32 protein-coding genes are annotated in these 23,797 nt (G+C 67.1%); all 32 read right to left on the reverse strand.

Going from position 1 to position 23,797, the window contains the following annotated elements; genetic code table 11:
• Positions 1-222 precede the first annotated feature (222 nt).
• Positions 223-645: a DUF1707 SHOCT-like domain-containing protein gene (locus tag J5X75_RS20805; RefSeq protein ID WP_238488677.1), complete on the reverse strand. Its 423-nt coding sequence runs from the start codon at positions 643-645 to the stop codon at positions 223-225.
• 34 nt (positions 646-679) lie between these two features.
• Entirely contained in the window at positions 680-1,513 is an 834-nt protein-coding gene (gene map, locus J5X75_RS20810; RefSeq protein ID WP_208469087.1) for a type I methionyl aminopeptidase, read from the reverse strand.
• An 83-nt stretch (positions 1,514-1,596) separates the two neighbouring features.
• On the reverse strand, positions 1,597-2,250 hold the full coding sequence (locus J5X75_RS20815; protein WP_208469089.1) for an adenylate kinase: 654 nt from the start codon (positions 2,248-2,250) through the stop codon (positions 1,597-1,599).
• Between the two features lie 71 nt (positions 2,251-2,321).
• On the reverse strand, positions 2,322-3,662 hold the full coding sequence (gene secY / locus J5X75_RS20820) for a preprotein translocase subunit SecY (protein WP_208469091.1): 1,341 nt from the start codon (positions 3,660-3,662) through the stop codon (positions 2,322-2,324).
• A gap of 466 nt (positions 3,663-4,128) precedes the next feature.
• Positions 4,129-4,578 carry a 50S ribosomal protein L15 gene (rplO, locus tag J5X75_RS20825; RefSeq protein ID WP_208469093.1) on the reverse strand — a complete coding sequence of 150 codons (450 nt, stop codon included), beginning with the start codon at positions 4,576-4,578 and terminating at the stop codon, positions 4,129-4,131.
• On the reverse strand, positions 4,579-4,761 hold the full coding sequence (gene rpmD, locus J5X75_RS20830) for a 50S ribosomal protein L30 (protein WP_183222841.1): 183 nt from the start codon (positions 4,759-4,761) through the stop codon (positions 4,579-4,581).
• Positions 4,761-5,384 (reverse strand): 30S ribosomal protein S5, encoded by a 624-nt coding sequence (gene rpsE / locus J5X75_RS20835; protein WP_093618749.1) that lies wholly within the window; start codon positions 5,382-5,384, stop codon positions 4,761-4,763. Before rpsE ends, rpmD begins: the two co-directional genes overlap by 1 nt.
• A 13-nt stretch (positions 5,385-5,397) precedes the next feature.
• Positions 5,398-5,793, reverse strand: coding sequence for a 50S ribosomal protein L18 (rplR, locus tag J5X75_RS20840; RefSeq protein WP_443607225.1), 396 nt, complete (start codon positions 5,791-5,793; stop codon positions 5,398-5,400).
• Positions 5,790-6,329, reverse strand: coding sequence for a 50S ribosomal protein L6 (gene rplF / locus J5X75_RS20845; RefSeq protein ID WP_183222840.1), 540 nt, complete (start codon positions 6,327-6,329; stop codon positions 5,790-5,792). The genes rplR and rplF overlap by 4 nt, the downstream gene beginning before the upstream one ends.
• 14 nt (positions 6,330-6,343) lie before the next feature.
• Positions 6,344-6,751 (reverse strand): 30S ribosomal protein S8, encoded by a 408-nt coding sequence (rpsH, locus tag J5X75_RS20850; protein ID WP_014440735.1) that lies wholly within the window; start codon positions 6,749-6,751, stop codon positions 6,344-6,346.
• Between the two features lie 119 nt (positions 6,752-6,870).
• The gene (locus J5X75_RS20855; protein WP_020513598.1) at positions 6,871-7,056 is read right to left on the reverse strand and encodes a type Z 30S ribosomal protein S14; all 186 of its coding nucleotides are present in this window, start codon (positions 7,054-7,056) and stop codon (positions 6,871-6,873) included.
• Positions 7,057-7,058: 2 nt separating this feature from the next.
• Complete coding sequence (gene rplE, locus J5X75_RS20860; RefSeq protein WP_183222839.1) at positions 7,059-7,628, reverse strand: 50S ribosomal protein L5; 570 nt, start codon at positions 7,626-7,628, stop codon at positions 7,059-7,061.
• Complete coding sequence (gene rplX / locus J5X75_RS20865; protein ID WP_208469289.1) at positions 7,628-7,948, reverse strand: 50S ribosomal protein L24; 321 nt, start codon at positions 7,946-7,948, stop codon at positions 7,628-7,630. Before rplX ends, rplE begins: the two co-directional genes overlap by 1 nt.
• A complete protein-coding gene (gene rplN, locus J5X75_RS20870) occupies positions 7,945-8,313 on the reverse strand; it encodes a 50S ribosomal protein L14 (RefSeq protein ID WP_007073026.1) in 369 nt (122 codons plus the stop codon). Before rplN ends, rplX begins: the two co-directional genes overlap by 4 nt.
• Positions 8,314-8,407: 94 nt before the next feature.
• Entirely contained in the window at positions 8,408-8,683 is a 276-nt protein-coding gene (gene rpsQ, locus J5X75_RS20875) for a 30S ribosomal protein S17 (RefSeq protein ID WP_183222838.1), read from the reverse strand.
• Positions 8,680-8,913, reverse strand: a complete 234-nt coding sequence (gene rpmC, locus J5X75_RS20880; RefSeq protein ID WP_183222837.1) for a 50S ribosomal protein L29 — start codon at positions 8,911-8,913, stop codon at positions 8,680-8,682. Before rpmC ends, rpsQ begins: the two co-directional genes overlap by 4 nt.
• Entirely contained in the window at positions 8,913-9,338 is a 426-nt protein-coding gene (rplP, locus tag J5X75_RS20885) for a 50S ribosomal protein L16 (protein ID WP_014440729.1), read from the reverse strand. The genes rpmC and rplP overlap by 1 nt, the downstream gene beginning before the upstream one ends.
• Before the next feature lie 3 nt (positions 9,339-9,341).
• A complete protein-coding gene (gene rpsC, locus J5X75_RS20890; RefSeq protein WP_208469095.1) occupies positions 9,342-10,169 on the reverse strand; it encodes a 30S ribosomal protein S3 in 828 nt (275 codons plus the stop codon).
• Positions 10,169-10,612, reverse strand: coding sequence for a 50S ribosomal protein L22 (rplV, locus tag J5X75_RS20895; protein ID WP_208469099.1), 444 nt, complete (start codon positions 10,610-10,612; stop codon positions 10,169-10,171). The genes rpsC and rplV overlap by 1 nt, the downstream gene beginning before the upstream one ends.
• 37 nt (positions 10,613-10,649) lie before the next feature.
• Positions 10,650-10,931, reverse strand: a complete 282-nt coding sequence (rpsS, locus tag J5X75_RS20900; protein WP_014687760.1) for a 30S ribosomal protein S19 — start codon at positions 10,929-10,931, stop codon at positions 10,650-10,652.
• A 12-nt stretch (positions 10,932-10,943) separates the two neighbouring features.
• On the reverse strand, positions 10,944-11,783 hold the full coding sequence (gene rplB / locus J5X75_RS20905; RefSeq protein ID WP_183222834.1) for a 50S ribosomal protein L2: 840 nt from the start codon (positions 11,781-11,783) through the stop codon (positions 10,944-10,946).
• A gap of 14 nt (positions 11,784-11,797) precedes the next feature.
• Positions 11,798-12,100, reverse strand: coding sequence for a 50S ribosomal protein L23 (rplW, locus tag J5X75_RS20910; RefSeq protein WP_106315557.1), 303 nt, complete (start codon positions 12,098-12,100; stop codon positions 11,798-11,800).
• Complete coding sequence (gene rplD, locus J5X75_RS20915) at positions 12,097-12,744, reverse strand: 50S ribosomal protein L4 (protein ID WP_208469100.1); 648 nt, start codon at positions 12,742-12,744, stop codon at positions 12,097-12,099. Before rplD ends, rplW begins: the two co-directional genes overlap by 4 nt.
• Complete coding sequence (rplC, locus tag J5X75_RS20920; RefSeq protein WP_208469101.1) at positions 12,741-13,394, reverse strand: 50S ribosomal protein L3; 654 nt, start codon at positions 13,392-13,394, stop codon at positions 12,741-12,743. The genes rplD and rplC overlap by 4 nt, the downstream gene beginning before the upstream one ends.
• A gap of 12 nt (positions 13,395-13,406) precedes the next feature.
• Positions 13,407-13,715 carry a 30S ribosomal protein S10 gene (gene rpsJ / locus J5X75_RS20925; RefSeq protein WP_007073037.1) on the reverse strand — a complete coding sequence of 103 codons (309 nt, stop codon included), beginning with the start codon at positions 13,713-13,715 and terminating at the stop codon, positions 13,407-13,409.
• 373 nt (positions 13,716-14,088) lie between these two features.
• Positions 14,089-15,282 (reverse strand): elongation factor Tu, encoded by a 1,194-nt coding sequence (tuf, locus tag J5X75_RS20930; protein ID WP_183222830.1) that lies wholly within the window; start codon positions 15,280-15,282, stop codon positions 14,089-14,091.
• A gap of 118 nt (positions 15,283-15,400) precedes the next feature.
• Positions 15,401-17,497 (reverse strand): elongation factor G, encoded by a 2,097-nt coding sequence (gene fusA / locus J5X75_RS20935; RefSeq protein WP_372450920.1) that lies wholly within the window; start codon positions 17,495-17,497, stop codon positions 15,401-15,403.
• 85 nt (positions 17,498-17,582) lie between these two features.
• Positions 17,583-18,056: a 30S ribosomal protein S7 gene (gene rpsG / locus J5X75_RS20940; RefSeq protein WP_208469103.1), complete on the reverse strand. Its 474-nt coding sequence runs from the start codon at positions 18,054-18,056 to the stop codon at positions 17,583-17,585.
• A 1-nt stretch (position 18,057) separates the two neighbouring features.
• Positions 18,058-18,432, reverse strand: coding sequence for a 30S ribosomal protein S12 (rpsL, locus tag J5X75_RS20945; protein WP_014440718.1), 375 nt, complete (start codon positions 18,430-18,432; stop codon positions 18,058-18,060).
• Between the two features lie 426 nt (positions 18,433-18,858).
• Positions 18,859-19,392, reverse strand: a complete 534-nt coding sequence (locus J5X75_RS20950) for a hypothetical protein (RefSeq protein ID WP_238488679.1) — start codon at positions 19,390-19,392, stop codon at positions 18,859-18,861.
• Between the two features lie 66 nt (positions 19,393-19,458).
• Positions 19,459-19,773 carry a hypothetical protein gene (locus tag J5X75_RS20955; protein WP_208469290.1) on the reverse strand — a complete coding sequence of 105 codons (315 nt, stop codon included), beginning with the start codon at positions 19,771-19,773 and terminating at the stop codon, positions 19,459-19,461.
• A gap of 99 nt (positions 19,774-19,872) precedes the next feature.
• Entirely contained in the window at positions 19,873-23,763 is a 3,891-nt protein-coding gene (locus J5X75_RS20960) for a DNA-directed RNA polymerase subunit beta' (protein WP_208469105.1), read from the reverse strand.
• Positions 23,764-23,797: the final 34 nt, after the last annotated feature.

Raw genomic sequence — 23,797 nt, forward strand, 5'->3', positions numbered from 1 at the left:
ACATCGGGTTCTTGGGGCAGGCTTGCGCAACGTCGTTTCCGGGCCGAAATGACCCGGACCAGCCACGGCTCCCCCCGGTTCCTCGAAGCGCTTGAGGACATGAGGGAGTGGACGCTACGCGCCAGCGAGCCAGTCTACGCGCCCGTAACAGCGACGCCAAACCGAGGGTTGCGTAACCCGCTGTCGGGCGTGTTCGTGACAGGCAACTCGACCATATCGGCCTCAGTGGCGTCGTTTCCCGAACTGGGCGAAGAAGGCGAAGGCGACCGGGATCAACACCCAGCCGGGCCAGAAGTACTGGAGCTCACCCGAGCCCAGGCTGCTCATCGCCCAGACCAGGGTGCAGACCACGAAGATCGCCAGCATGCCGGGGAAACCGGACCGGCCCTGATGCTTCGAGACCGGCGCGGCAACCGGCTCAGAAACCCCTTCATGGGGTACGACCTGCGACTTCTCCACCGGGACGGTGCCGGGCAGGTCGTCGAGCAGGCCGTCCAGGTCCCCGTAGGTCTTCGCCGCGTAGGCCCGCTGGACGCGTTCGTCGTACTCGCTCAGATCCAGCCGGCCCTCGTCGAGCGCCGCCTTCAGCCGGTCGGCGACCTTCTGCCGGTCGCTGTCGCCGGCCCGCATCCCCTCATGCCCCATGCGTCACAGCATGCCAGGAACGGACCACCGCGATCTATGGCTGCCGGGCGGTCACCAGTTCACCCAGACGGGCGCGCCCGCCGTCCGGGGCCGTGGTCACCCAGACCCCGTCCTCCATCAGCGCCATGGTGTGCTCGACGTGCGCGGCCCGCGACCCGTCCCGGGTCACCACCGTCCAGCCGTCCTCCAGCTCCACCGTCCGCGGTGAGCCCATCGTGATCATCGGCTCGATCGCCAGGGCCAGGCCCACCTCGAGACGGATGCCCCGGCCCGGCTTGCCGTGGTTGAGCACGTGCGGGTCCTGGTGCATCTCGGTGCCGATGCCGTGGCCGCCGTAGCCGTCGACGATCCCGTACCGGCCGGCCTTGCGGATCGACCGCTCGATGTTGAACGAGATGTCGGTCAGCCTGCCCCGGCCGTTGGCGATGCCGCGGGCCGCCGCGGCGATCCCGGCCCACATCGCGTCCTCGGCCACCTCGGCCATCCGCAGCAGCGCCGGGTCGGTCTCGCCCACCCCGACCGTGATCGCCGAGTCGCCGTGCCAGCCCTCCAGGATCGCGCCGCAGTCCAGCGAGATCAGATCGCCCTCCCGCAGCACCTGCCCGGCGCTCGGGATGCCGTGCACCACCTGCTCGTTCACCGACGCGCAGATCGACGCCGGGAAGCCGTGGTAGCCCTTGAACGACGGGATGGCGCCGGCGTCCCGGATCACCTTCTCCGCGATGGCGTCCAGATCGGCGGTGGAGACACCCGGCGCGACCGCTGCGCGCATCGCGTCCAGAGCCGCGGCGACGACCAGACCGGCCGCCCGCATCTTCTCGATCTGCTCGGGCGTCTTCAGCTGAATGTTCAGCTCTTGGCGGCGCATGGCGGTGAGCCTAACCCTCTTCGTCCTAGAAATGCCGCCGCCCCGGGAGACCCCGGGGCGGCTCGGTGACTCGATCGGCGGAATCAGCCGCCGTACGACCGGAGAGCGTCGATCGCGCGCACGGTGACGTCCTCCACCGGGCCGGTGGCGTCGATGCCCACCAGCTTGCCCTGGGCGCCGTAGAAGTCGACCAGGGGCGCGGTCTTGTCCGCGTACTCCACGAGACGGTTGGCGATCGTCTCGGCCTTGTCGTCGTCGCGCTGGAACAGCTCGCTGCCGCAGCGGTCGCAGATGTCCGGCTTGCTGGTCGGGTCGAACTCGACGTGCCAGATCTTGCCGCAGCCCCGGCAGGTACGCCGGCCGGACAGTCGCCGGATGACCTCGTCGTCGTCGACCACGAGCTCCATCACGATGTCCAGCGCCGTGCCCAGGTCCGCCAGCAGCTTGTCCAGGGCCGAGGCCTGCGGCACGGTACGCGGGAAGCCGTCGAGCAGGAAGCCGTCGCTCGCGTCCGGCTCGGCGAGCCGGTCGCGCACCATGTTGATGGTGACCTCGTCCGGAACCAGCTGCCCGGCGTCCATGTAGCGCTTGGCCTCGACGCCCAGCGGCGTCCCCTGCGACACGTTCGCCCGGAAGATGTCCCCGGTCGAGATCTTCGGTACGGCGAGATGGGCGGCGATGAACTCAGCCTGGGTCCCCTTGCCGGCCCCCGGGGGGCCCACCAGTACCAGCCGCACCTACATCGCCTCGCTTCGGTCCTGAGAAACCACGCCCACCGACGCCAGAGCCCCCCGGCCCCGCGTCGCCACTACCGGAGGAACCCTTCGTAGTTCCGCTGCATGAGTTGGCTCTCGATCTGCTTCACCGTCTCCAGACCCACACCCACCATGATCAGCACCGCTGTACCACCGAACGGGAAGTTCTGGTACTGCTGCTGGTTCAGCCAGATGAAGAAGAAGTTCGGCAGGACCGAGATCAGGCCAAGGTACAGCGCACCCGGCAGGGTGATCCGGCTGAGGATGAAGTCCAGGTAGTCGGCGGTCGGCTTGCCCGGGCGGATACCCGGAACAAAACCACCGTACTTCTTCATGTTCTCCGCGACCTCAGTCGGGTTGAACGTGATCGACACGTAGAAGTACGTGAAGAAGATGATCAGCAGGAAGTAGACCGCGATGTAGAGCCAGTGGGTCGGGTTGGCCAGGTAGTTCTGGATCCAGATCTGGTAGCCCTTGAGCTTGTTCTGGTCGAAGAACTGCAGGTACAGCTGCGGCAGGTAGAGCAGCGAGGACGCGAAGATGACCGGGACGACACCCGCCTGGTTCACCTTGAGCGGGATGTAGGTGGAGGTGCCGCCGTACATCCGCCGGCCGATCATGCGCTTGGCGTACTGGACCGGGATCCGGCGCTGCGCCTGCTCGATGAAGACGACCAGCGCGATGATGACCAGGACCAGGCCGATCACCAGGAAGAACTTGGCGGTGCCGCTGGACTCCTTGATGCTCCAGCCCTCACCGGGGAGGCGGGCCGCGATCGAGGTGAAGATCAGGACGGACATGCCGTTGCCGACACCGCGGTCGGTGATCAGCTCGCCGAGCCACATGACCACACCGGTGCCGGCGGTCATCGTCATCACGAGCAGGCTCAGGGTGAGCCACATCGGGATGCCGGTGTTCTCGGGGATGATCTGGTAGGCCGGGTCGTCCTGGTCGCACATGTTGTTGAACAGCTGACCGGTACGGGCGAGCGCCACGAACGCCGACGCCTGGAGCACGGCGAGGCCGAGCGTCAGGTAGCGGGTGTACTGCGTGATCTTCGCCTGGCCGGACTGACCCTCCTTGCGGAGCTGCTCCAACCGCGGGATGACCACGGTGAGCAGCTGCAGGATGATCGACGCCGTGATGTACGGCATGATGCCCAGCGCGAACACGGACAACTGCAGGAGCGCGCCGCCGCTGAACAGGTTCAGCAGGTTGAGGACGCCGTTCGTGTCGGACTCGGTGAGCTTGATGCAGGCCTGAACGTTGGAGTACGACACGCCCGGACTGGGCAATGTGGCACCGAAACGGTAGATCCCCACAATCGCTACCGTGAAGAGTAGCTTCTTCCGCAGGTCAGGCGTCCGAAGCGCGCTCGAGAAGGCGGACAACAACTGATCCTCCTGCGTGGTCGCCACACTCTGGGTTGCGGTATCCCGGAACTTCGGGCACACATCATTGAGCAGCCGTATAGGCCGCCAGCGGAGCACTGTATCAGCAAGGCCGAGAGCGCAACCACCGGCATCGCACCGGCCGATGTCCCAGTACAACACAAGTGTCCGGCTTCATGGCTGAACCGGGTGCTTGCGCGCCCGATCGAAATGCCCGCTCCACCCTACGGTACGGGCCGGACGGCGTCCGCAATCCATCGAAGACGGCCGCTCTCTCCATTCGGGATTCCCCTCAAACGGCCTGAGACGGCCGTCACGGCACTTTGGCCGCTCACCCGATGGGCAAGGCGTCTCCGGCGCGATCCGGGCCTCACGCGCCGCACAGGGCCGTTTACGCCACTCGGGGAACAACGGAAGAGGCCGCGGTGCCGGGTTTCCCCGGCGCCGCGGCCTCTCACCGTTTCACGCCCTACAGCTCGGTAGCGGAACCACCGGCCGCGGCGATCTTCTCCTTGGCCGACTCGCTGAACGCGTGCGCCGAGATGGTCAGCGACACGCCGCCCAGCTCGCCCGAGCCCAGAACCTTCACCGGCTGGCCCTTGCGGACCGCGCCGGCCTCGACGAGCTCGGCCGGGCCGATCTCGCCGCCGTTCGGGAACAGCTCGGCCAGCCGGTCCAGGTTGACCACCTGGAAGACGACCTTGTTGCGGGGCCGGTTGCCCAGACCCTTGATCTTCGGGAGCCGCATGTGGATAGGCATCTGCCCACCCTCGAACGACGCCGGGGTGTTCTTCCGAGCCCCGGTGCCCTTGGTACCGCGGCCCGCGGTCTTGCCCTTCGAACCCTCACCGCGACCCACGCGGGTCTTGGCGGTCTTCGCACCGGGCGCCGGGCGAAGGTGGTGGACCTTGATCCCCATTTACTCGACCTCCTCGACAGTGACGAGGTGGTTCACGGCGAAGATCATGCCCCGAATCTCGGGACGGTCCTCCTTGACCACCACATCGTTGATCCGCTTCAGGCCGAGCGACCGCAGGGACTCCCGCTGGTTCTGCTTACGGCCGATACCGGACCGGATCTGGGTGACCTTCAAGCGCGCCATCAGTGCACCGCCGCTTCCGCACGCGCCGCCAGCATGGCCGCCGGCGCCACGTCCTCGACCGGCAGGCCACGGCGAGCCGCGACCTTCTCCGGCGACTCGAGGCCCTTCAGCGCGGCCACCGTCGCGTGCACGATGTTGATCGGGTTCGACGAGCCGAGGCTCTTCGACAGGATGTCGTGGATGCCGGCGCACTCCAGAACGGCACGCACCGGGCCACCGGCGATGACACCGGTACCGGCGGAAGCCGGCTTGAGCAGCACGACACCCGCGGCGGCCTCGCCGGTGATCGGGTGCGGGATGGTCGCACCGATCCGCGGGACCTTGAAGAAGTGCTTCTTGGCCTCCTCGACGCCCTTGGCGATCGCCGCGGGCACCTCCTTGGCCTTTCCGTAACCGATACCGACGGTGCCGTCACCGTCGCCGACGATCACCAGGGCGGTGAAGCTGAAGCGACGACCACCCTTGACGACCTTCGCGACACGGTTGATCGCGACGACCCGCTCCAGGTGCGGGGTCTTCTCGACGGGCGCGTTGCCGCGGCCGCCCTCACGGCGGTTGTCCCTGCGGTTGCCACCCTCGGTGTTACCGCCGGACCCGCCGCCTCGGCGCTGCTGACCAGGCATTGGTCAATCCCTCCTAGAACTCGAGTCCGGCTTCGCGAGCGGCGTCCGCGAGCTTGGCGATCCGGCCCGCGTACTTGTTGCCACCCCGGTCGAAGACGACCTTGGAAATCCCCGCGGCCTTGGCGCGCTCGGCGAGGAGCGAACCGACCTTGCCGGCCTGGGCGGTCTTGTCGCCCTCGCCACCCCGGATCGAGGTGTCGAGGGTGGACGCCGAAGCCAGCGTGTGGCCCTTGAGGTCGTCGATGATCTGCGCGGTGATGTGCCGCGAGGACCGGGTGACGACAAGGCGGGGACGCTCGGCCGTACCACGGACGTTCTTGCGGACCCGGAAGTGCCGACGCGCCTTGCCGACGGCACGCTTGGCGGCGACGCCGCCGCCGTTGCGGCGCTTGAGCAGCGTGGCGGTCACTTCTTACCTGCCTTTCCAGCCTTGCGGCGGATGACCTCGCCCTGGTACTTGACGCCCTTGCCCTTGTAGGGCTCCGGCGGACGGATCTTGCGAATGTTCGCGGAGACCTCGCCCACCAGCTGCTTGTCGATACCAGTGACGGTGAACTGGGTCGGCTTCTCGACGGAGAAGGTGATGCCCGCCGGCGCCGGAACCAGGACCGGGTGCGAGAAGCCCAGGGCGAACTCGAGGTCCTTGCCCTTGGCGGTCACGCGGTAACCGGTGCCGTTGATCTCGAGCGTCTTCTTGTAGCCCTCGGTGACGCCGATGATCATGTTGGCGACCAGGGTACGAGAAAGGCCGTGCAGCTCCTTGGCCTTGCGCTCGTCGTTCGGGCGGTTGACGACCAGCTCGCCGCCGTCCTGCGAGACCGTGATCGGCTCGGCGACGGTGTGCGAGAGCTCGCCCTTGGGGCCCTTGACCTTGACGGTCTGCCCCGTGATGGTGACGTCGACGCCGGCCGGGACCGGGATCGACTTACGTCCGATTCGCGACATGTCTAAGTCTCCAGTTACCAGACGAAGGCGAGGACTTCCCCGCCCACGCTCCGCTTGCGGGCCTGCTTGTCGGTCAGCAGTCCCTGGGACGTCGAAATGATCGCGACACCGAGGCCACCGAGCACGCGGGGCAGCTCGTCGGACTTGGCGTAAACCCGCAGGCCCGGCTTCGAGACGCGCTTGATGCCGGCGAGGCTGCGCTCGCGGTTCTGGCCGTACTTGAGCTCAACGACCAGACGCTTGCCGACCGCGCCCTCCTCGGGCTCCTCAGACGTCCACGAGGCGATGTAACCCTCAGCCTTGAGGACCTCGGCGATGTTCGCCTTGATCTTCGAGTAGGGCATCGTCACCTTGTCGTGGTACGCCTGGTTGGCGTTACGCAGACGCGTGAGCATGTCTGCGATCGGGTCCGTCATCGTCATGGGTATTCGTCAACCTTTCTCGCCGGGGTTCCCGAGCCGGGCTCAGGCCTACGGCGAAGCGGCATTACATTCGGGTCCGCCTGACGGCCCGCCGCGGACGGCGGGCCGGAGGACGGAAGTTACCAGGAGGCCTTGGACACGCCGGGGAGCTCACCGCGGTGGGCCATGTCCCGCACGCAGACCCGGCACAGGCCGAACTTGCGGTAGACCGAGTGCGGACGACCGCACTTCTGGCAGCGGGTGTAGGCACGCACAGCGAACTTGGGCTTCGCGGCAGCCTTCAGGATCAGCGCCTTCTTCGCCATGCTCAGTTCTCCTTGAACGGGAAGCCCAGGAGCTTGAGCAGCGCCCGGCCCTCGTCGTCGGTCGTGGCGGTGGTGACCACCGTGATGTCCATGCCCCGCGGCCGATCGATCCGGTCCTGATCGATCTCGTGGAACACCGACTGCTCGGTCAGACCGAAGGTGTAGTTGCCGTGCCCGTCCAGCTTCCGGCCGTCGAGACCGCGGAAGTCACGGATACGCGGCAGCGCGATCGACAGCAGCCGGTCCAGGAACTCCCACATCCGGTCGCCGCGGAGGGTGACCTTCGCGCCGATCGGCATGCCCTCACGCAGCTTGAACTGCGCGATGGACTTGGTCGCCCGGCGCACCAGCGGCTTCTGGCCGGTGATGGTGGTCAGGTCACGGACCGCACCGTCGATCAGCTTGGAGTCCCGGGCAGCCTCGCCGACACCCATGTTCACGACGACCTTGACCAGGCCGGGGATCTGCATGGGGTTGCCGTACTTGAACTGCTCGTTGATGGCCGGCGCGACCTCGGAGCGGTACTTCTGCTTGAGGCGCGGCAGCGTCTTGGTCTCGGTGGCGGCAGTCATCAGAGTTCCTTACCGGTCGTACGCGCGATCCGGACCTTGTTGCCGTTCTCGTCAATCTTGTAGCCGATTCGGGTCGGCTTGCCGTCGCCGTCCAGCACCTGCACGTTCGAGATGTGGATCGGGGCTTCCTGAGTGACGATGCCGCCGGTCTTCGAACCGCGCTGGTTCGTGCGGATGCGCTCGTGCTTCTTGACGCGGTTGACGCCCTCGACCAGGACCTTGTCCCGCGTCGGGTAGGCCGCGATGACCTTGCCCTTGGCGCCCTTGTCCTTGCCGGCGATGACGACGACCGTGTCGCCCTTCTTGATCTTCACGGTCAGAGCACCTCCGGCGCCAGGCTGATGATCTTCATGAACCGCTTGTCGCGCAGCTCGCGCCCGACCGGGCCGAAGATGCGGGTACCGCGGGGGTCCCCGCCGTCCTTGATGATGACGGCGGCGTTCTCGTCGAAACGGATGTACGAGCCGTCCGGACGGCGCTTCTCCTTGGCGGTGCGGACGACGACCGCCTTGACGACGTCACCCTTCTTCACACCGGCACCCGGGATGGCGTCCTTGACCGTGGCCACGATGACGTCGCCGATGCTCGCGTAACGGCGACCGGAGCCACCGAGCACCCGGATGCACAGGATCTCCCGGGCACCCGTGTTGTCGGCGACGCGCAGTCGCGACTCCTGCTGGATCACGTCTGTCTCCTATGTCTGCCAGTTCTCCGGGCCGCAGGCCCGAAGCTTGGCGGAACGATGGTCCGCTGGGCCGGCCGGAGCCGGCCCAGCGCACTCACTTGGCCTTTTCGAGGATCTCCACGATGCGCCACCGCTTGGTGGCGGAGAGCGGACGAGTCTCCATGATCGAAACCCGGTCGCCGACGCCGGCCGAGTTCTGCTCGTCGTGCACCTTCAGCTTGCGGGTACGGCGGATGACCTTGCCGTACAGCGCGTGCTTGACGCGGTCCTCGACCTCGACGACGACGGTCTTGTCCATCTTGTCGCTGACCACGAGACCCTCACGCACCTTGCGCTGAGCGCGCGGAGCGGTGGTGGTGTTCTCACTCATGCCGTCACCTCATCCGGCGCGACCGAGAGCCCAAGCTCGCGCTCACGCATGATCGTGTAGATCTTCGCGATGTCCTTGCGGACGACCTGCAGTCGACGGTGATTGTCGAGCTGCCCGGTCGCGCGCTGCACACGAAGGTTGAACAGCTCCGCCTTGGCCTCCCGCAGCTTCGCGACCAGCTCCTCTTCAGGAAGCTCGCGCAGCTCGGCTGCCTTAACGCCCGCTGCCATCAGCTTTCACCCACTTCGCGCGTCACGATGCGGCACTTCATCGGGAGCTTGTGGATCGCGCGGCGCATCGCCTCACGCGCGACCGTCTCGTTCGGGAAGGACATCTCGAAGAGGATGCGACCCGGCTTGACGTTCGCGACCCACCACTCCGGAGAACCCTTACCGGAACCCATCCGGGTCTCGGCCGGCTTCTTGGTCAGAGCCTGGTCCGGGAAAATCGAGATCCAGACCTTGCCACCACGCTTGATGTGGCGGGTCATCGCGATACGCGCCGACTCGATCTGCCGGTTCGTCACGTACGCGGGCTCCAGCGCCTGGATACCGAACTCGCCGAAGACGACCCGGTTGCCGCCCTTGGACGCGCCACTGCGGTCCGGGTGGTGCGGCTTGCGGAAGCCCTTCGGGGGCTTACGCGGCATCAGCATGGCTCAGCCCTCCTGCTGCGTTTCAGCCGCAGCCGGAGCAGCGGCGGTGTTGTCGGCGGACGCCTGGGCCTGAGCGGCCCGGCCGGCCTCGGTGCCGCCCGCGGTCGTGCCGGACGAACCGGAACGGCCACGACGCGGACGCTCGGCACGGTCGGCACGGTCCCGGCGCGGACGAGCCGGCGCCTCGGTGACGACCTCACGACCCGGAACGGCGTCGCCCTTGTAGATCCAGACCTTCACGCCGATGCGGCCGAACGTGGTACGGGCCTCGAAGAAGCCGTACTCGATGTTGGCACGCAGCGTGTGAAGCGGAACGCGACCCTCACGGTAGAACTCCGTGCGGCTCATCTCCGCGCCGCCGAGACGGCCGGAGACCTGCACCCGGATGCCCTTGCAGATCGGGTTCTTCATGGCCGACTGCATCGCCTTGCGCATCGCCCGCCGGAAGCTGACCCGGGAGGACAGCTGCTCGGCGACACCCTGCGCGACCAGCTGGGCATCCGACTCGGGGCTCTTCACCTCGAGGATGTTCAGCTGGACCTGCTTGCCGGTGAGCTTCTCGAGCTTCCCGCGGATCTTGTCGGCCTCCGCACCCTTACGGCCGATGACGATGCCCGGCCGGGCGGTGTGGATGTCGACGCGGACCCGGTCCCGGGTGCGCTCGATGTCCACCTTGGAGATGCCGGCACGCTCGAGGCCCTGGGACATCATGCGGCGGATCTTGACGTCCTCGCCGATGTAGTCCTTGTAGAGCTTGTCCGCGAACCAGCGGCTCTTCCAGTCGGTGGAAATGCCGAGGCGGAACCCGGTGGGGTGAACCTTCTGACCCATTACTCGGCACCCTCCGTGCTCTGGGACTCGGCCTTCGGCGCAGCCTTCTTGGCCGCGGCCTTCTTCGCCGGGCGGGCCGCCTGGACCGCCTCGACCGCGATGGTGATGTGACACGTGCGCTTGCGGATCCGGTACGCCCGGCCCTGCGCCCGCGGACGGAACCGCTTGAGGGTCGGACCCTCGTCGACGAACGCCTCGCTCACGAGGAGAGCGTCGGGGTCGAGCCGCTCGTTGTTCTCAGCGTTCGCGACGGCGCTGGCGAGGACCTTGTAGACCTGCTCGCTGGCGGCCTGCGGCGCGAACTGCAGGACGGTGAGCGCCTCCTTCGCGGGCAGACCGCGGACGAGGTTGACCACCCGGCGCGCCTTGTTCGGCGAGATGCGCACGTGCCGCGCAACCGCCCGCGCGCCCGGAAGCACCGGAGCGTCGCCCTTGACTGGCATCGCTGTAGCTCCTAATTCCTCAGATCCGTGTATCTGCTTAGCGACGACGGCTCTTGCGGTCGTCCTTCTCGTGACCCTTGAACGTGCGGGTCAGAGCGAACTCGCCGAGCTTGTGCCCGACCATCGCCTCGGTGACGAACACCGGGACGTGCTTGCGCCCGTCGTGCACGGCGATCGTGTGCCCGAGCATGTCGGGGATGATCGTCGAACGCCGCGACCAGGTCTTGATGACGTTCTTCGAGTTCTTCTCGTTCTGGACTTCCACCTTCTTGAGCAGGTGGTCATCGACGAACGGGCCCTTTTTGAGGCTGCGAGGCATCTTTAACTCCCGTTACCCGCGCTTGCGGGTGGCGTAGCGGCGGCGAACGATCAGCTTGTCGCTCTCCTGGCCCTTGCGGCGGGTACGGCCCTCCGGCTTACCAGCCGGGTTGACCGGGTGACGACCACCGGAGGTCTTACCCTCACCACCACCGTGCGGGTGGTCGACAGGGTTCATGGCGACACCACGGACGGTCGGGCGCTTGCCCTTCCACCGCATACGGCCGGCCTTACCCCAGTTGATGTTCGACTGCTCGGCGTTGCCGATCTCGCCGATCGTCGCGCGGCAGCGGACGTCGACGCGACGGATCTCACCGGAGGGCATACGCAGCGTGGCGTACACACCCTCACGGCCGAGCAGCTGGATGCCGACGCCGGCCGAACGGGCCAGCTTGGCGCCACCGCCGGGACGAAGCTCCACACCGTGGATCGTCGTACCGACCGGGATGTTGCGCAGGGGCAGGTTGTTGCCCGGCTTGATGTCCGCGCCCACGCCGGACTCGACGCGGTCGCCCTGCTTGAGGTCCTTCGGCGCGAGGATGTAGCGCTTCTCACCGTCGGCGTAGTGCAGCAGAGCGATGCGGGAGGTGCGGTTGGGGTCGTACTCGATGTGAGCGACCTTGGCCGGCACGCCGTCCTTGTCGTTCCGCTTGAAGTCGATCAGCCGGTACTGCCGCTTGTGGCCACCGCCCTGGTGCCGCGTGGTGATGCGACCGTGGACGTTGCGGCCACCCTTCTTGGGCAGCGGAACCAGCAGAGACTTCTCCGGCGTGGACCGGGTGATCTCGGCGAAGTCGGCGACGCTGGAGCCGCGACGGCCCGGCGTGGTCGGCTTGTACTTACGGATTGCCATGATTCACAAACCCCTTAGCTGACCGGGCCGCCGAAGGCCTCGATACGGTCACCGTCAGCCAGCTTCACCATCGCGCGCTTGGTGGCCTTACGCTGGCCCCAGCCGCTGCGGGTGCGCTTGCGCTTGCCCTCGCGGTTCGCGGTGTTCACGGTCAGCACGCGGACGTTGAAGATCTGCTGGATCGCGATCTTGATCTGGGTCTTGTTCGCGTCCGGGCGGACCTCGAACGTGTACCAGTTCTGGTCGAGAACGCTGTAGCTCTTCTCGGAGACCACCGGGGCGACGATGATGTCGCGCGGGTCGGCGATCGTGCTCACTTGTCGCCCTCCTCGGACTTCTCGGAGCCGCCCAGGAACTCGTCGAGCGCGGCCTTCGTGAAGACCACCTCGTCGGCGACCAGCACGTCGTAGGTGTTGAGCTGGCCGGCCTCGATGAGGTGGACGGTCGGCTCGTTCCGCAGCGACACCCAGTTCAGCTCGTCCTGGCTGTCCAGGACGACCAGCACCTTGGTGGTCTGGGCGACCTTGCGCAGCGTCGCGATCGCGGTCTTCGTCGACGGCTTCTCGCCGGTGACGAACGACTCGACCACGTGCACGCGGTTCTCACTGGCCCGGTCCGAGAGGGCGCCACGCAGTGCGGCGGCCTTCATCTTCTTGGGGGTCCGCTGGCTGTAGTCGCGCGGCACGGGGCCGTGCACGACGCCACCACCGGTGAACTGCGGCGCCCGGATCGAGCCCTGACGGGCGCGGCCGGTGCCCTTCTGCTTGTACGGCTTCTTGCCGCCGCCGGCGACCTCACCGCGCGTCTTCGCCTTGTGCGTACCCTGGCGGGCCGCGGCCAGCTGCGCCACGACGACCTGGTGCATCAGCGGGATGTTCGGCTCCACGCCGAAGACGTTGCCGGGAAGCTCGACCGAGCCGGCCTTCGCGCCCTCAGCGTTGATCACGTCAACCGAGCTCACTTGGCACCGCCCTTCTTCTTCGCCGCGGAACGGACCAGGATCAGCGCGCCCTTGGGACCGGGCACCGCGCCGCGGACCAGGATCAGGTTGCGCTCGGTGTCGACGGCCTGGATGACCAGGTTCTGCACGGTGAAGCGCTTGCCACCCATGCGACCGGCCATCTTGACGCCCTTGAAGACACGACCCGGGGTGGCGCAGGCGCCGATCGAACCCGGGGAGCGGTGCTTGCGCTCGACACCGTGGCTCGCGCGCAGACCGTGGAAGCCGTGCCGCTTCATGACACCGGCGTAGCCCTTGCCCTTGGTCTTGCCGGTCACGTCGATCGGCTGGCCGACCGCGAACGTGTCGACGGTGACCTCCTGGCCGAGCTCGTACTCGCCGGCGTCCACCGTCCGGAGCTCCACCACGTGACGGCGCGGCGAGACGCCCGCCTTCTCGAAGTGGCCGCTCTCCGGCTTGTTGACCTTGCGCGGGTCGATGGCGCCGTACGCCAGCTGGACAGCCGAGTAGCCGTCCTTCTCATCGGTGCGGACCTGGGTCACGACGCACGGGCCGGCCTGAACCACGGTCACCGGGACGACCTTGTTGTTGTCCCAGACCTGGGTCATGCCGAGCTTGGCGCCCAGGATCCCCTTAACTTGCCTGTCCATTAGTCGCGATCCCTACAGCTTGATCTCGATGTCGACGCCAGCCGGCAGGTCGAGGCGCATGAGCGAGTCGACCGTCTTCGGAGTCGGGTCGATGATGTCGATCAGACGCTTGTGCGTGCGCATCTCGAAGTGCTCGCGCGAGTCCTTGTACTTGTGCGGCGAACGGATCACGCAGAAACGGTTGATCTCCGTGGGCAGCGGCACCGGGCCCGCGACCTGCGCCCCGGTACGCGTCACCGTCTCGACGATCTTCCGCGCCGAGGAGTCGACGACCTCGTGGTCATAGGCCTTGAGCCGGATGCGGATCTTCTGTCCCGCCATGGTGGCTTCTGTTTCCTTCTCTCGATGCCGCTACCTGCGGAAGCGGGTTGACCTCCGCATGCCCGCAGGACGGTTGATCCTGCGTTGTCCGACCCCCGCGGTCGGGCGTGTCGCGCCCCTCGGCATAAGGAGCCCACGCGGAGTGCTGGCACTCCAGTCGATCACGGGGATCTGAGGTGTCACTGGGTGGCAGAGGAACACACCCGGACACCCGGCGAGGGTGGGTACCTGATCAAGCAGCGCTAACTGCTGAGCGGCACCCACCCCGCGCGGACGCAACCTGACTAGTATGCCGGATTCAATCCGGCAATGCTAATCGGGGTCACCAGTGAGGGTTGCTCACGACAAAACGCAACGTGAACAACCCCCGCTATCACTTGATGATCTTCGTGACCGTTCCGGCGCCGACGGTGCGGCCACCCTCACGGATCGCGAACTTCAGGCCCTGCTCCATGGCGATCGGCTGGATCAGCTTCACGGCCATCGAGGTGGAGTCGCCGGGCATGACCATCTCGGTGCCCTCGGGCAGCGTGACGACGCCGGTGACGTCCGTGGTACGGAAGTAGAACTGCGGGCGGTAGTTCTGGAAGAACGGGGTGTGCCGGCCGCCCTCCTCCTTGGAGAGGATGTAGACCTGGCCCTCGAACTCCGTGTGCGGAGTCGTGGTGCCCGGCTTCACGACGACCATGCCGCGCTCGACGTCCTCGCGCTTGATGCCGCGGAGCAGCAGACCGACGTTCTCACCCGCGCGGGCCTCGTCGAGCAGCTTGCGGAACATCTCGATGCCGGTGCAGACGGTCTTGGTCGACTTCTCGCGGATACCGACGATCTCGACCTCCTCGTTCGGCTTGAGGATGCCACGCTCGGCGCGACCGGTCACCACGGTGCCACGGCCGGTGATCGTGAAGACGTCCTCGATCGGCATGAGGAACGGCTTCTCGGTCTCACGCTCGGGCTGCGGGATCGCGGTGTCGACCGCGTTCATCAGCTCCATGAGCTTGCCGGTCCACTCCGGGTCGCCCTCGAGCGCCTTGAGCGCCGACACGCGCACGACCGGCAGGTCGTCGCCCGGGAACTCGTAGGTGCTGAGCAGCTCGCGGACCTCGAGCTCGACGAGCTCCAGGAGCTCCTCGTCCTCGACCATGTCGCTCTTGTTCAGGGCGACGACGATGTACGGAACGCCGACCTGGCGGGCCAGGAGCACGTGCTCCTTGGTCTGCGGCATCGGGCCGTCGGTGGCGGCGACCACCAGGATGGCGCCGTCCATCTGCGCCGCACCGGTGATCATGTTCTTGATGTAGTCGGCGTGGCCGGGGCAGTCCACGTGCGCGTAGTGGCGCGCCGCGGTCTGGTACTCGACGTGCGCGATCGAGATCGTGATGCCGCGGGCCTTCTCCTCCGGCGCCTTGTCGATCTCGTCGAACGGGGTGTACGGGTTCAGGTCCGGGAACTCGTCGTGCAGGACCTTCGTGATGGCCGCAGTCAGCGTCGTCTTACCGTGGTCGATGTGACCAATGGTGCCGATGTTGACGTGCGGCTTAGTCCGCTCGAACTTCGCCTTCGCCACTGGTGTCCTCCTGTGGACTGATCATTACTTTTCGCCCGGCACGCCGATAAGGCGCTCAGGACTCTGTCGACTGCTCGTGCACGTGCGGCCCTCGACAGGCCGCACGTGCCTCAACGCGTCAGGCGCCGGTGGCCTTAGCGATGATCTCCTTAGCCACGTTCGCGGGAACCTCGGCGTAGGAGTCGAACTGCATGCTGTAGCTCGCCCGGCCCGCAGTCTTCGACCGGAGGTCGCCGACGTAGCCGAACATCTCCGAAAGCGGGACCAGAGCCTTGACGACGCGGGCGCCGTGGCGCTCCTCCATCGACTGGATCATGCCACGCCGGGAGTTGAGGTCGCCGATGACGTCACCCATGTTGTCCTCAGGGGTGGTGACCTCGACGGACATCATCGGCTCGAGGAGAGCCGGGTCGGCCTTGCGGGCCGCTTCCTTCATCGCCATGGAGCCGGCGATCTTGAACGCCATCTCGGACGAGTCGACCTCGTGGTACTGACCGTCCAGCAGCGTGAACTTGACGCCCACCAGCGGGTAGCCGGCGAGAACGCCGTACTGGAGGGAGTCCTGCGCACCGGCGTCGACCGACGGGATGAACTCCTTGGGCACGCGGCCACCGGTCACGGCGTTGACGAACTCGTACGTCGGGCCGTCGGCGTCGAGCGACAGCGGCTCGACCTTGACGATGACCTTCGCGTACTGACCCGAACCACCGGTCTGCTTCTTGTGCACGTAGTCGAGCTTCTCCACGGTGCCGCGGATCGTCTCGCGGTACGCCACCTGCGGCTTACCGATGTTCGCCTCGACGTTGAACTCGCGCCGCATACGGTCGACGAGGATGTCGAGGTGGAGCTCGCCCATGCCGGCGATGATGGTCTGCCCGGTCTCCTCGTCGTTGAAGACGCGGAAGGTCGGGTCCTCCTCGGCCAGACGCTGGATCGCGGTGCCCAGCTTCTCCTGGTCCGACTTGGTCTTCGGCTCGATGGCGACCTGGATGACCGGCTCCGGGAAGGTCATCGACTCCAGGATGACCGGCTTGGCCGGGTCGCAGAGCGTGTCACCGGTGGTGGTCTGCTTCAGACCCTGGACGGCGATGATGTCGCCGGCCTGCGCGGTGGTGCGCTCCTCACGCTTGTTCGCGTGCATCTGGTAGATCTTGCCGATGCGCTCCTTGCGGTCCTTGGTGGAGTTGATCACCTGGGTACCGGTTTCGAGCGTGCCGGAGTAGACCCGGACGTACGTGAGCTTGCCGAGGTGCTTGTCGGTCTGGATCTTGAAGGCCAGCGCCGAGAAGGGCTCGTCGTTCGACGGCTTCCGCTGCATCGGGGTCTCGCCGTCGGTCGCGGTGCCCTCGATGGCCGGGATGTCCAGCGGCGACGGCAGGAACTCGACGACGGCGTCCAGCATCGGCTGCACACCCTTGTTCTTGAAGGCCGAACCGCAGAGGACCGGGTTCGCCTTGCTGGCGATCGTGGCACGCCGGATGGCGGACCGGATCTCCTCGACCGAGAGCTCCTCGCCCTCGAGGTACTTCTCCATCACCGCGTCGTCGACGTCGGCCAGGGTCTCGAGCAGCTTCTCGCGCCACTCGGCGGCCTGGTCGGCGAGGTCGGCCGGGATCTCCTCGATCGCGTAGTCCTCACCCTTCTGGGTCTCACCACGCCAGGTGAGGGCACGCATCTCGATCAGGTCGACGACACCGATGTGGTCACCCTCGAGCCCGATCGGGATCTGGAGCACGAGCGGCGTCGCGTTCAGCCGGTCGATCATCATCTGCACGCAGCGGAAGAAGTCCGCGCCGGTCCGGTCCAGCTTGTTGACGAAGCACATCCGCGGGACGTTGTACTTGTCGGCCTGACGCCAGACGTTCTCGGTCTGGGGCTCCACGCCGGCAACGCCGTCGTAGACCGCCACCGCGCCGTCGAGCACGCGCAGCGACCGCTCGACCTCGACCGTGAAGTCGACGTGGCCGGGCGTGTCGATGATCTGGATCGTGTGACCCTTCCACTCGCACTTGGTGGCGGCGGAAGTGATGGTGATACCGCGCTCCTGCTCCTGCTCCATCCAGTCCATGACGGCGGCGCCCTCGTGGACCTCGCCGATCTTGTACGTGATGCCGGTGTAGAACAGGATTCGCTCGGTCGTCGTGGTCTTACCAGCGTCGATGTGCGCCATGATGCCGATGTTGCGTACCTTGGCGAGCGCGTCTGCGGCGGCCACTTCCATCCCTACTTTTCTTCGTCGTCGTCTCTAGGACCGGTACGACTGCCGTGGCCCGGCCGGAAGCCGGGCCCGCAGCAGGGTCTTACCAGCGGTAGTGCGCGAAGGCCTTGTTGGACTCCGCCATCTTGTGAGTGTCCTCGCGACGCTTGACCGCGGCGCCGAGGCCGTTGCTGGCGTCGAGCAGCTCGTTCTGCAGGCGCTCGATCATGGTCTTCTCGCGGCGGGCCTTGGAGTACTGGACCAGCCAGCGCAGACCGAGGGTGGTCTGACGCGGGGTGCGGACCTCGACCGGAACCTGGTAGGTCGCGCCACCGACGCGGCGGCTGCGGACCTCGAGGGTCGGCTTCACGTTGTCCATGGCGCGCTTGAGGATGACCACCGGGTCGGTGCCACCGCTCTTCTCGCGGCAGCCCTCGAGAGCTCCGTACACGATGCGCTCGGCGAGCTGACGCTTGCCGCCGATGAGGATCTTGTTGACCAGCTGCGTTACCAGCGGGGAGTTGTACACCGGGTCAGCGACCACAGGGTGGCGCGGAGCGGGTCCCTTACGCGGCATGTCAGCTCTTCTCCTTCTTCGCGCCGTAACGGCTGCGGGCCTGCTTGCGGTTGCGGACACCCTGGGTGTCCAGCGAACCACGAACGATCTTGTAGCGGACGCCCGGAAGGTCCTTCACACGGCCACCACGCACGAGCACGATCGAGTGCTCCTGCAGGTTGTGACCGACGCCCGGGATGTACGCCGTGACCTCGATCTGGCTGCTGAGCTTCACACGAGCGACCTTGCGCAGCGCAGAGTTGGGCTTCTTGGGGGTAGTGGTGTACACGCGCGTGCACACGCCGCGCCGCTGAGGACTTCCCTTCAGCGCCGGCGTCTTCGTCTTGCTCGTCTTCGCCTGGCGGCCCTTGCGGACCAGCTGCTGGATCGTGGGCACCGGGTTTCTCCGCTCCCTTCGGCCGCTTCCTGTTTACGGCCGCACCGTGTATTTCTGCCTCTGTGTGCCGGCCACTTCCCTGAGGAAGCGTCCGGCACCCGCGGTCGGGCGTGTCGTCCGGCTCACGGTCCCATCGCGCGTGAAGGTTCACGCGTTCCGGATGTTGTCTGTGTGAGCAGGGCCTTCACCGACCCTGCCCGTCGTGGTGCTCTAACCCGTCGCACGTTCCGAAACGGGTGCACGCACGAGTTGCCCGGGCGAGCCCGGGCACGAGGGGAAAGACTACCCACCCTGCGCACCCAGGTCAAAATGAGCCCAGGCTCCCACGATGGACATCTCCGTATACCAGTGTACCGGGTCGCTCGGCGCACCATCGCCGCGGTGCCGGATCCGGGCCCGGCCACGGCCACGAGAGCCGCTGTCCGCTCATGACAACTGCAACGTCAGCCCCAGCGTCAACGACAGCAACGCCAGGGAAGCGCCGATCAGGCCGCAGATGATCCCGCCGGTGGTCAGGCCACGGCCGGTGAAACGGACCCGCCACGGCTCGCCGGTGCCCGCGATCTGCCGCCTGGCGATCACCGCGGCACCCACCGCTCCCCCGCACGCCAGGACGCTGAGCAGCGCAAACGCTCCGGCGACCCAACCGCCCCAGCCCGCCTCGGCACCGGAGACGCCGAAGCAGAGGGCCGCGAAGGAGACCACGATCGCGGCGATGCCGGCGGCCAGCGAGCCGATGGCCGGCCCCGATGTGATCGGCGCGACGCGAAGATGGACCAGACCGAATTCGGTCCCGGTCACCTGCTCCAGCCGCTCCGGCTGCCAGCCCGCCGAGACCGGCGGCGGAGGCGGCTGGAGGGCATAGGGAGATCCGTACGGCGACGGCGCCCCGTAGCCGGGCCCAGGACCGTACGAGGGGCCGTAGGACGGCTGGTAGGGCTGACCCGGGGGCTGCGTCATATGACCAAGCATGTCACCCGTACGGGCGGCCGTGCAGCCCACCCGAGCCCCTCCGAACCGTGCCGGTCAATCGGTGCCGGGCGCGAAATCCTGCCCACCGGGCGCCGCCGCCAGGTGCAACAGCCCCGCGATCAGGGCCGCCACCAGGGCCGTCGCGGCCAGCACGAGGCCGGTCCAGGCGAGCTGACGACCCCGCCGGATCCAGGCCGAGCCGGTCAGATAACCCCCCGCCGCGTACGCCTGACGAGCCGACTGGCGAGCCAGGAGCAACGCCAGCGTGGCCGGGATCACCCCACCCACCAGCGGTCCGGTGAGCAGTCCCACCAGGCCCAGCGCGAAGACCGCCCGGGCCTTCGTCATCGGCACCGGCTCGGGGTCCATCGGGTGACGGGTGGGAACAACGGGAAGCGTCACGCCACCATCCTAGAAACGCCCATGGGGCGGCCGCGCATCGCGCGACCGCCCCATGCGGAGAAACCCTTAGCGGTACGACCCGAAGTCGAAGTCGTCCAGCGGCACAGCCTGCCCGCTGGCCGGCCCGAAGCCGTAGTCGGTCTCCGGGTACCCGGTCATCGAGTACACCTTCGCCTTGGCCTCCTCGGTCGGCTCGACCCGGATGTTGCGGTACTTGGAGATACCGGTACCGGCCGGGATGAGCTTACCGATGATGACGTTCTCCTTGAGGCCCACCAGCGAGTCGCTGCGCGAGTTGATCGCAGCGTCGGTGAGCACCCGGGTGGTCTCCTGGAAGGAGGCCGCCGACAGCCAGGAGTCGGTCGCCAGCGAGGCCTTGGTGATACCCATCAGCACCGGACGGCCGGCGGCGGGCTCGCCACCCTCGCCCACGAGCCGGCGGTTCTCCGACTCGAAGAGCGCCCGGTCGACCAGCACACCCGGCAGGAACTCGGTCGCGCCGGAGTCGATGACCGTCACCCGCTTGAGCATCTGGCGGATGATGATCTCGATGTGCTTGTCGTGGATGAGCACACCCTGCGAGCGGTAGACCTCCTGGACCTCACTGGTCAGGTGGACCTGGACCGCGCGCGGGCCCATGATGCGGAGCAGCTCGTGCGGGTCGATGGTGCCCTCGGTGAGCTTCTCGCCGACGTTGACGTGGTCGCCGTCGTGGGCGCGGAGCTTGACCCGCTTCGAGATCTTGTCGTAGACGATCTCGTCGCTGCCGTCGTCCGGCACCACGATGATCTTCCGCGAGCGCTCGCCGTCCTCGATGCGGACGCGTCCCGGGGTGTCGGCGATGGGCGCCTTGCCCTTGGGCACACGGGCCTCGAAGATCTCCTGCACACGCGGCAGACCCTGGGTGATGTCCTCACCCGCGACACCACCGGTGTGGAAGGTACGCATGGTCAGCTGCGTGCCGGGCTCACCGATGGACTGGGCCGCGATGATGCCGACGGCCTCGCCGATGTCGACCGACTTGCCGGTCGGCAGCGAACGGCCGTAGCAGGCCGCGCACACGCCGAGCTTCGACTCACAGGTGAGGACGCTGCGCACCCGGACCGTCTCGACGCCGGCCGCGACCAGCTTGTCGACCAGGATCGAGTTGAGGTCGTCACCACGCGACACCACGCGGTTGCCGTCGGCGTCGTCGATGTTGTCGGCCAGCGTACGGGCGTGCACACCGGTCTCGGCGTGCACGTGCACGACCAGGGTGCCGTCCGCCTCGCGCTCGCCCACCTGCATCGGGATCGCGCGCTCGGTGCCGCAGTCCTCCTCGCGGATGATGACGTCCTGCGAGACGTCCACCAGACGACGGGTCAGGTAACCCGAGTCGGCGGTACGCAGGGCGGTGTCAGCCAGACCCTTACGGGCACCGTGCGTGGAGATGAAGTACTCCAGAACGGTCAGACCCTCACGGTACGACGAGGTGATCGGACGCGGGATGATCTCGCCCTTGGGGTTGGCCACCAGACCACGGATCGCGGCGATCTGCCGGAGCTGGAGGAGGTTACCGCGGGCGCCGGAGTTGATCATGACCCAGAGCGGGTTCTCCTGCGGCAGCGCGGTCTCCATCTCCTTGGAGATCTCGTTGGTCGCCTTGGTCCAGATCTCGATGAGCTCGCCGCGGCGCTCCTCACCGGTCATCAGACCACGCTGGTACTGCTTGTCGATGCGGTCCGCCTCGACCTGGTACCGAGCGAGGATCTCCGGCTTGCGCGGAGGACCGATGACGTCGCCCATGCCGATCGTCACACCGGACCAGGTGGCCCAGTGGAAGCCGGCCTCCTTGAGCGCGTCCAGGGTCGCGGCCAGGGCGACCTTGGGGAAGCGCTCGGCGAGGTCGTTGACGATCGCCGACAGCTGACCCTTGCGGATCTCGTAGTTCACGTACCGGTAGCCCGGGGGCAGCGTCTCGTTGAAGATGACGCGGCCCAGCGTGGTCTCGACCAGCACCGGGTCACCCTCGACCCACTCCTCCGGCGCGACCCAGGCCTCGCCCTTGGCGCCGTTGTCCACCCCGACGACGTCCCGGAGGCGGATCTTCACCGGCGCCTGCAGGTGCAGCTCACCGTTGTCGTACGCCATCCGAGCCTCGGCGTCCGAGCTGAACACCCGGCCCTCACCCTTGGCGCCGGGCGTGAGGTGGGTCAGGTGGTACAGACCGATGACCATGTCCTGGGTGGGCATGGTGACCGGCTTGCCGTCGGCCGGCTTGAGGATGTTGTTCGACGACAGCATCAGGATCCGGGCCTCGGCCTGCGCCTCGGCCGACAGCGGCACGTGGACCGCCATCTGGTCACCGTCGAAGTCCGCGTTGAACGCGGTGCAGACGAGCGGGTGGATCTGGATCGCCTTGCCCTCGACCAGCTGCGGCTCGAAGGCCTGGATGCCCAGACGGTGCAGGGTCGGCGCACGGTTCAGCAGGACCGGGTGCTCGGAGATGACCTCTTCGAGGACGTCCCACACGACCGGGCGCTGCCGCTCGACCATCCGCTTGGCGGACTTGATGTTCTGCGCGTGGTTGAGGTCCACCAGGCGCTTCATCACGAACGGCTTGAACAGCTCCAGCGCCATCTGCTTCGGCAGGCCGCACTGGTGCAGCTTGAGCCGCGGGCCGACGACGATGACGGAACGACCGGAGTAGTCGACCCGCTTGCCGAGCAGGTTCTGACGGAACCGGCCCTGCTTGCCCTTGAGCATGTCGGACAGCGACTTGAGCGGGCGGTTACCCGGACCGGTGACCGGCCGGCCACGACGGCCGTTGTCGAACAGCGCGTCGACGGCCTCCTGGAGCATCCGCTTCTCGTTGTTCACGATGATCTCGGGCGCGCCCAGGTCGATCAGTCGCTTGAGGCGGTTGTTCCGGTTGATGACCCGGCGGTACAGGTCGTTCAGGTCGGAGGTCGCGAAACGGCCACCGTCGAGCTGCACCATCGGGCGCAGGTCCGGCGGGATGACCGGGACGCAGTCCAGGACCATGCCGAGCGGCGAGTTGCGGGTGTTCAGGAACGCCGCGACGACCTTGAGCCGCTTGAGCGCCCGGATCTTCCGCTGTCCCTTACCGGTGCGGATGATCTCCCGAAGGTTCTCCGCCTCGGCGTCCAGGTCCATGTTCTCGAGCAGGGCCTTGATCGCCTCGGCGCCCATGCCACCGGTGAAGTACTCACCGAAGCGGTCGCGCAGCTCGCGGTAGAGCAGCTCGTCGGTGACCAGCTGCTTGGAGTCGAGCTTGCGGAAGGTGTCGAGCACCTCGTCGAGGCGGTCGATCTCGCGCTGCGCCTTGTCGCGGATCTGGCGCATCTCGCGCTCGCCGGCCTCCTTGACCTTGCGGCGCACGTCGGCCTTGGCACCCTCGGCCTCGAGCTCGGCGAGATCCTGCTCCAGCTTGGCGGCACGCTTCTCGATCTCGGAGTCGCGGCCGTTCTCGGACTGGCGCTTCTCGGCGAAGATCTCGTTCTCGATCGTGGACATGTCGCGGTGACGCGCCTCGGCGTCCACGCTCGTCACCACGTACGAGGCGAAGTAGATGATCTTCTCGAGGTCCTTGGGAGCCAGGTCGAGCAGGTAGCCCAGCCGGCTCGGGACGCCCTTGAAATACCAGATGTGGGTGACGGAAGCGGCCAGCTCGATGTGGCCCATGCGCTCACGCCGGACCTTGGAGCGGGTCACCTCGACGCCACAGCGCTCACAGATGATGCCCTTGAACCGGACGCGCTTGTACTTACCGCAGTAGCACTCCCAGTCCCGCTGCGGACCGAAGATCTTCTCGCAGAAGAGTCCGTCCTTCTCGGGCTTGAGGGTGCGGTAGTTGATCGTCTCGGGCTTCTTGACCTCGCCGTGCGACCACTGCCGGATGTCGTCAGCGGTAGCAAGGCCGATGCGCAACTCGTCGAAGAAGTTGACGTCGAGCACTTGGACTATCCCTCGTGTTTCGTTGCTCGGGTGA

The organism is Actinoplanes flavus (genome assembly GCF_017592555.1).
Classification (GTDB): Bacteria; Actinomycetota; Actinomycetes; order Mycobacteriales; family Micromonosporaceae; genus Actinoplanes; species Actinoplanes flavus.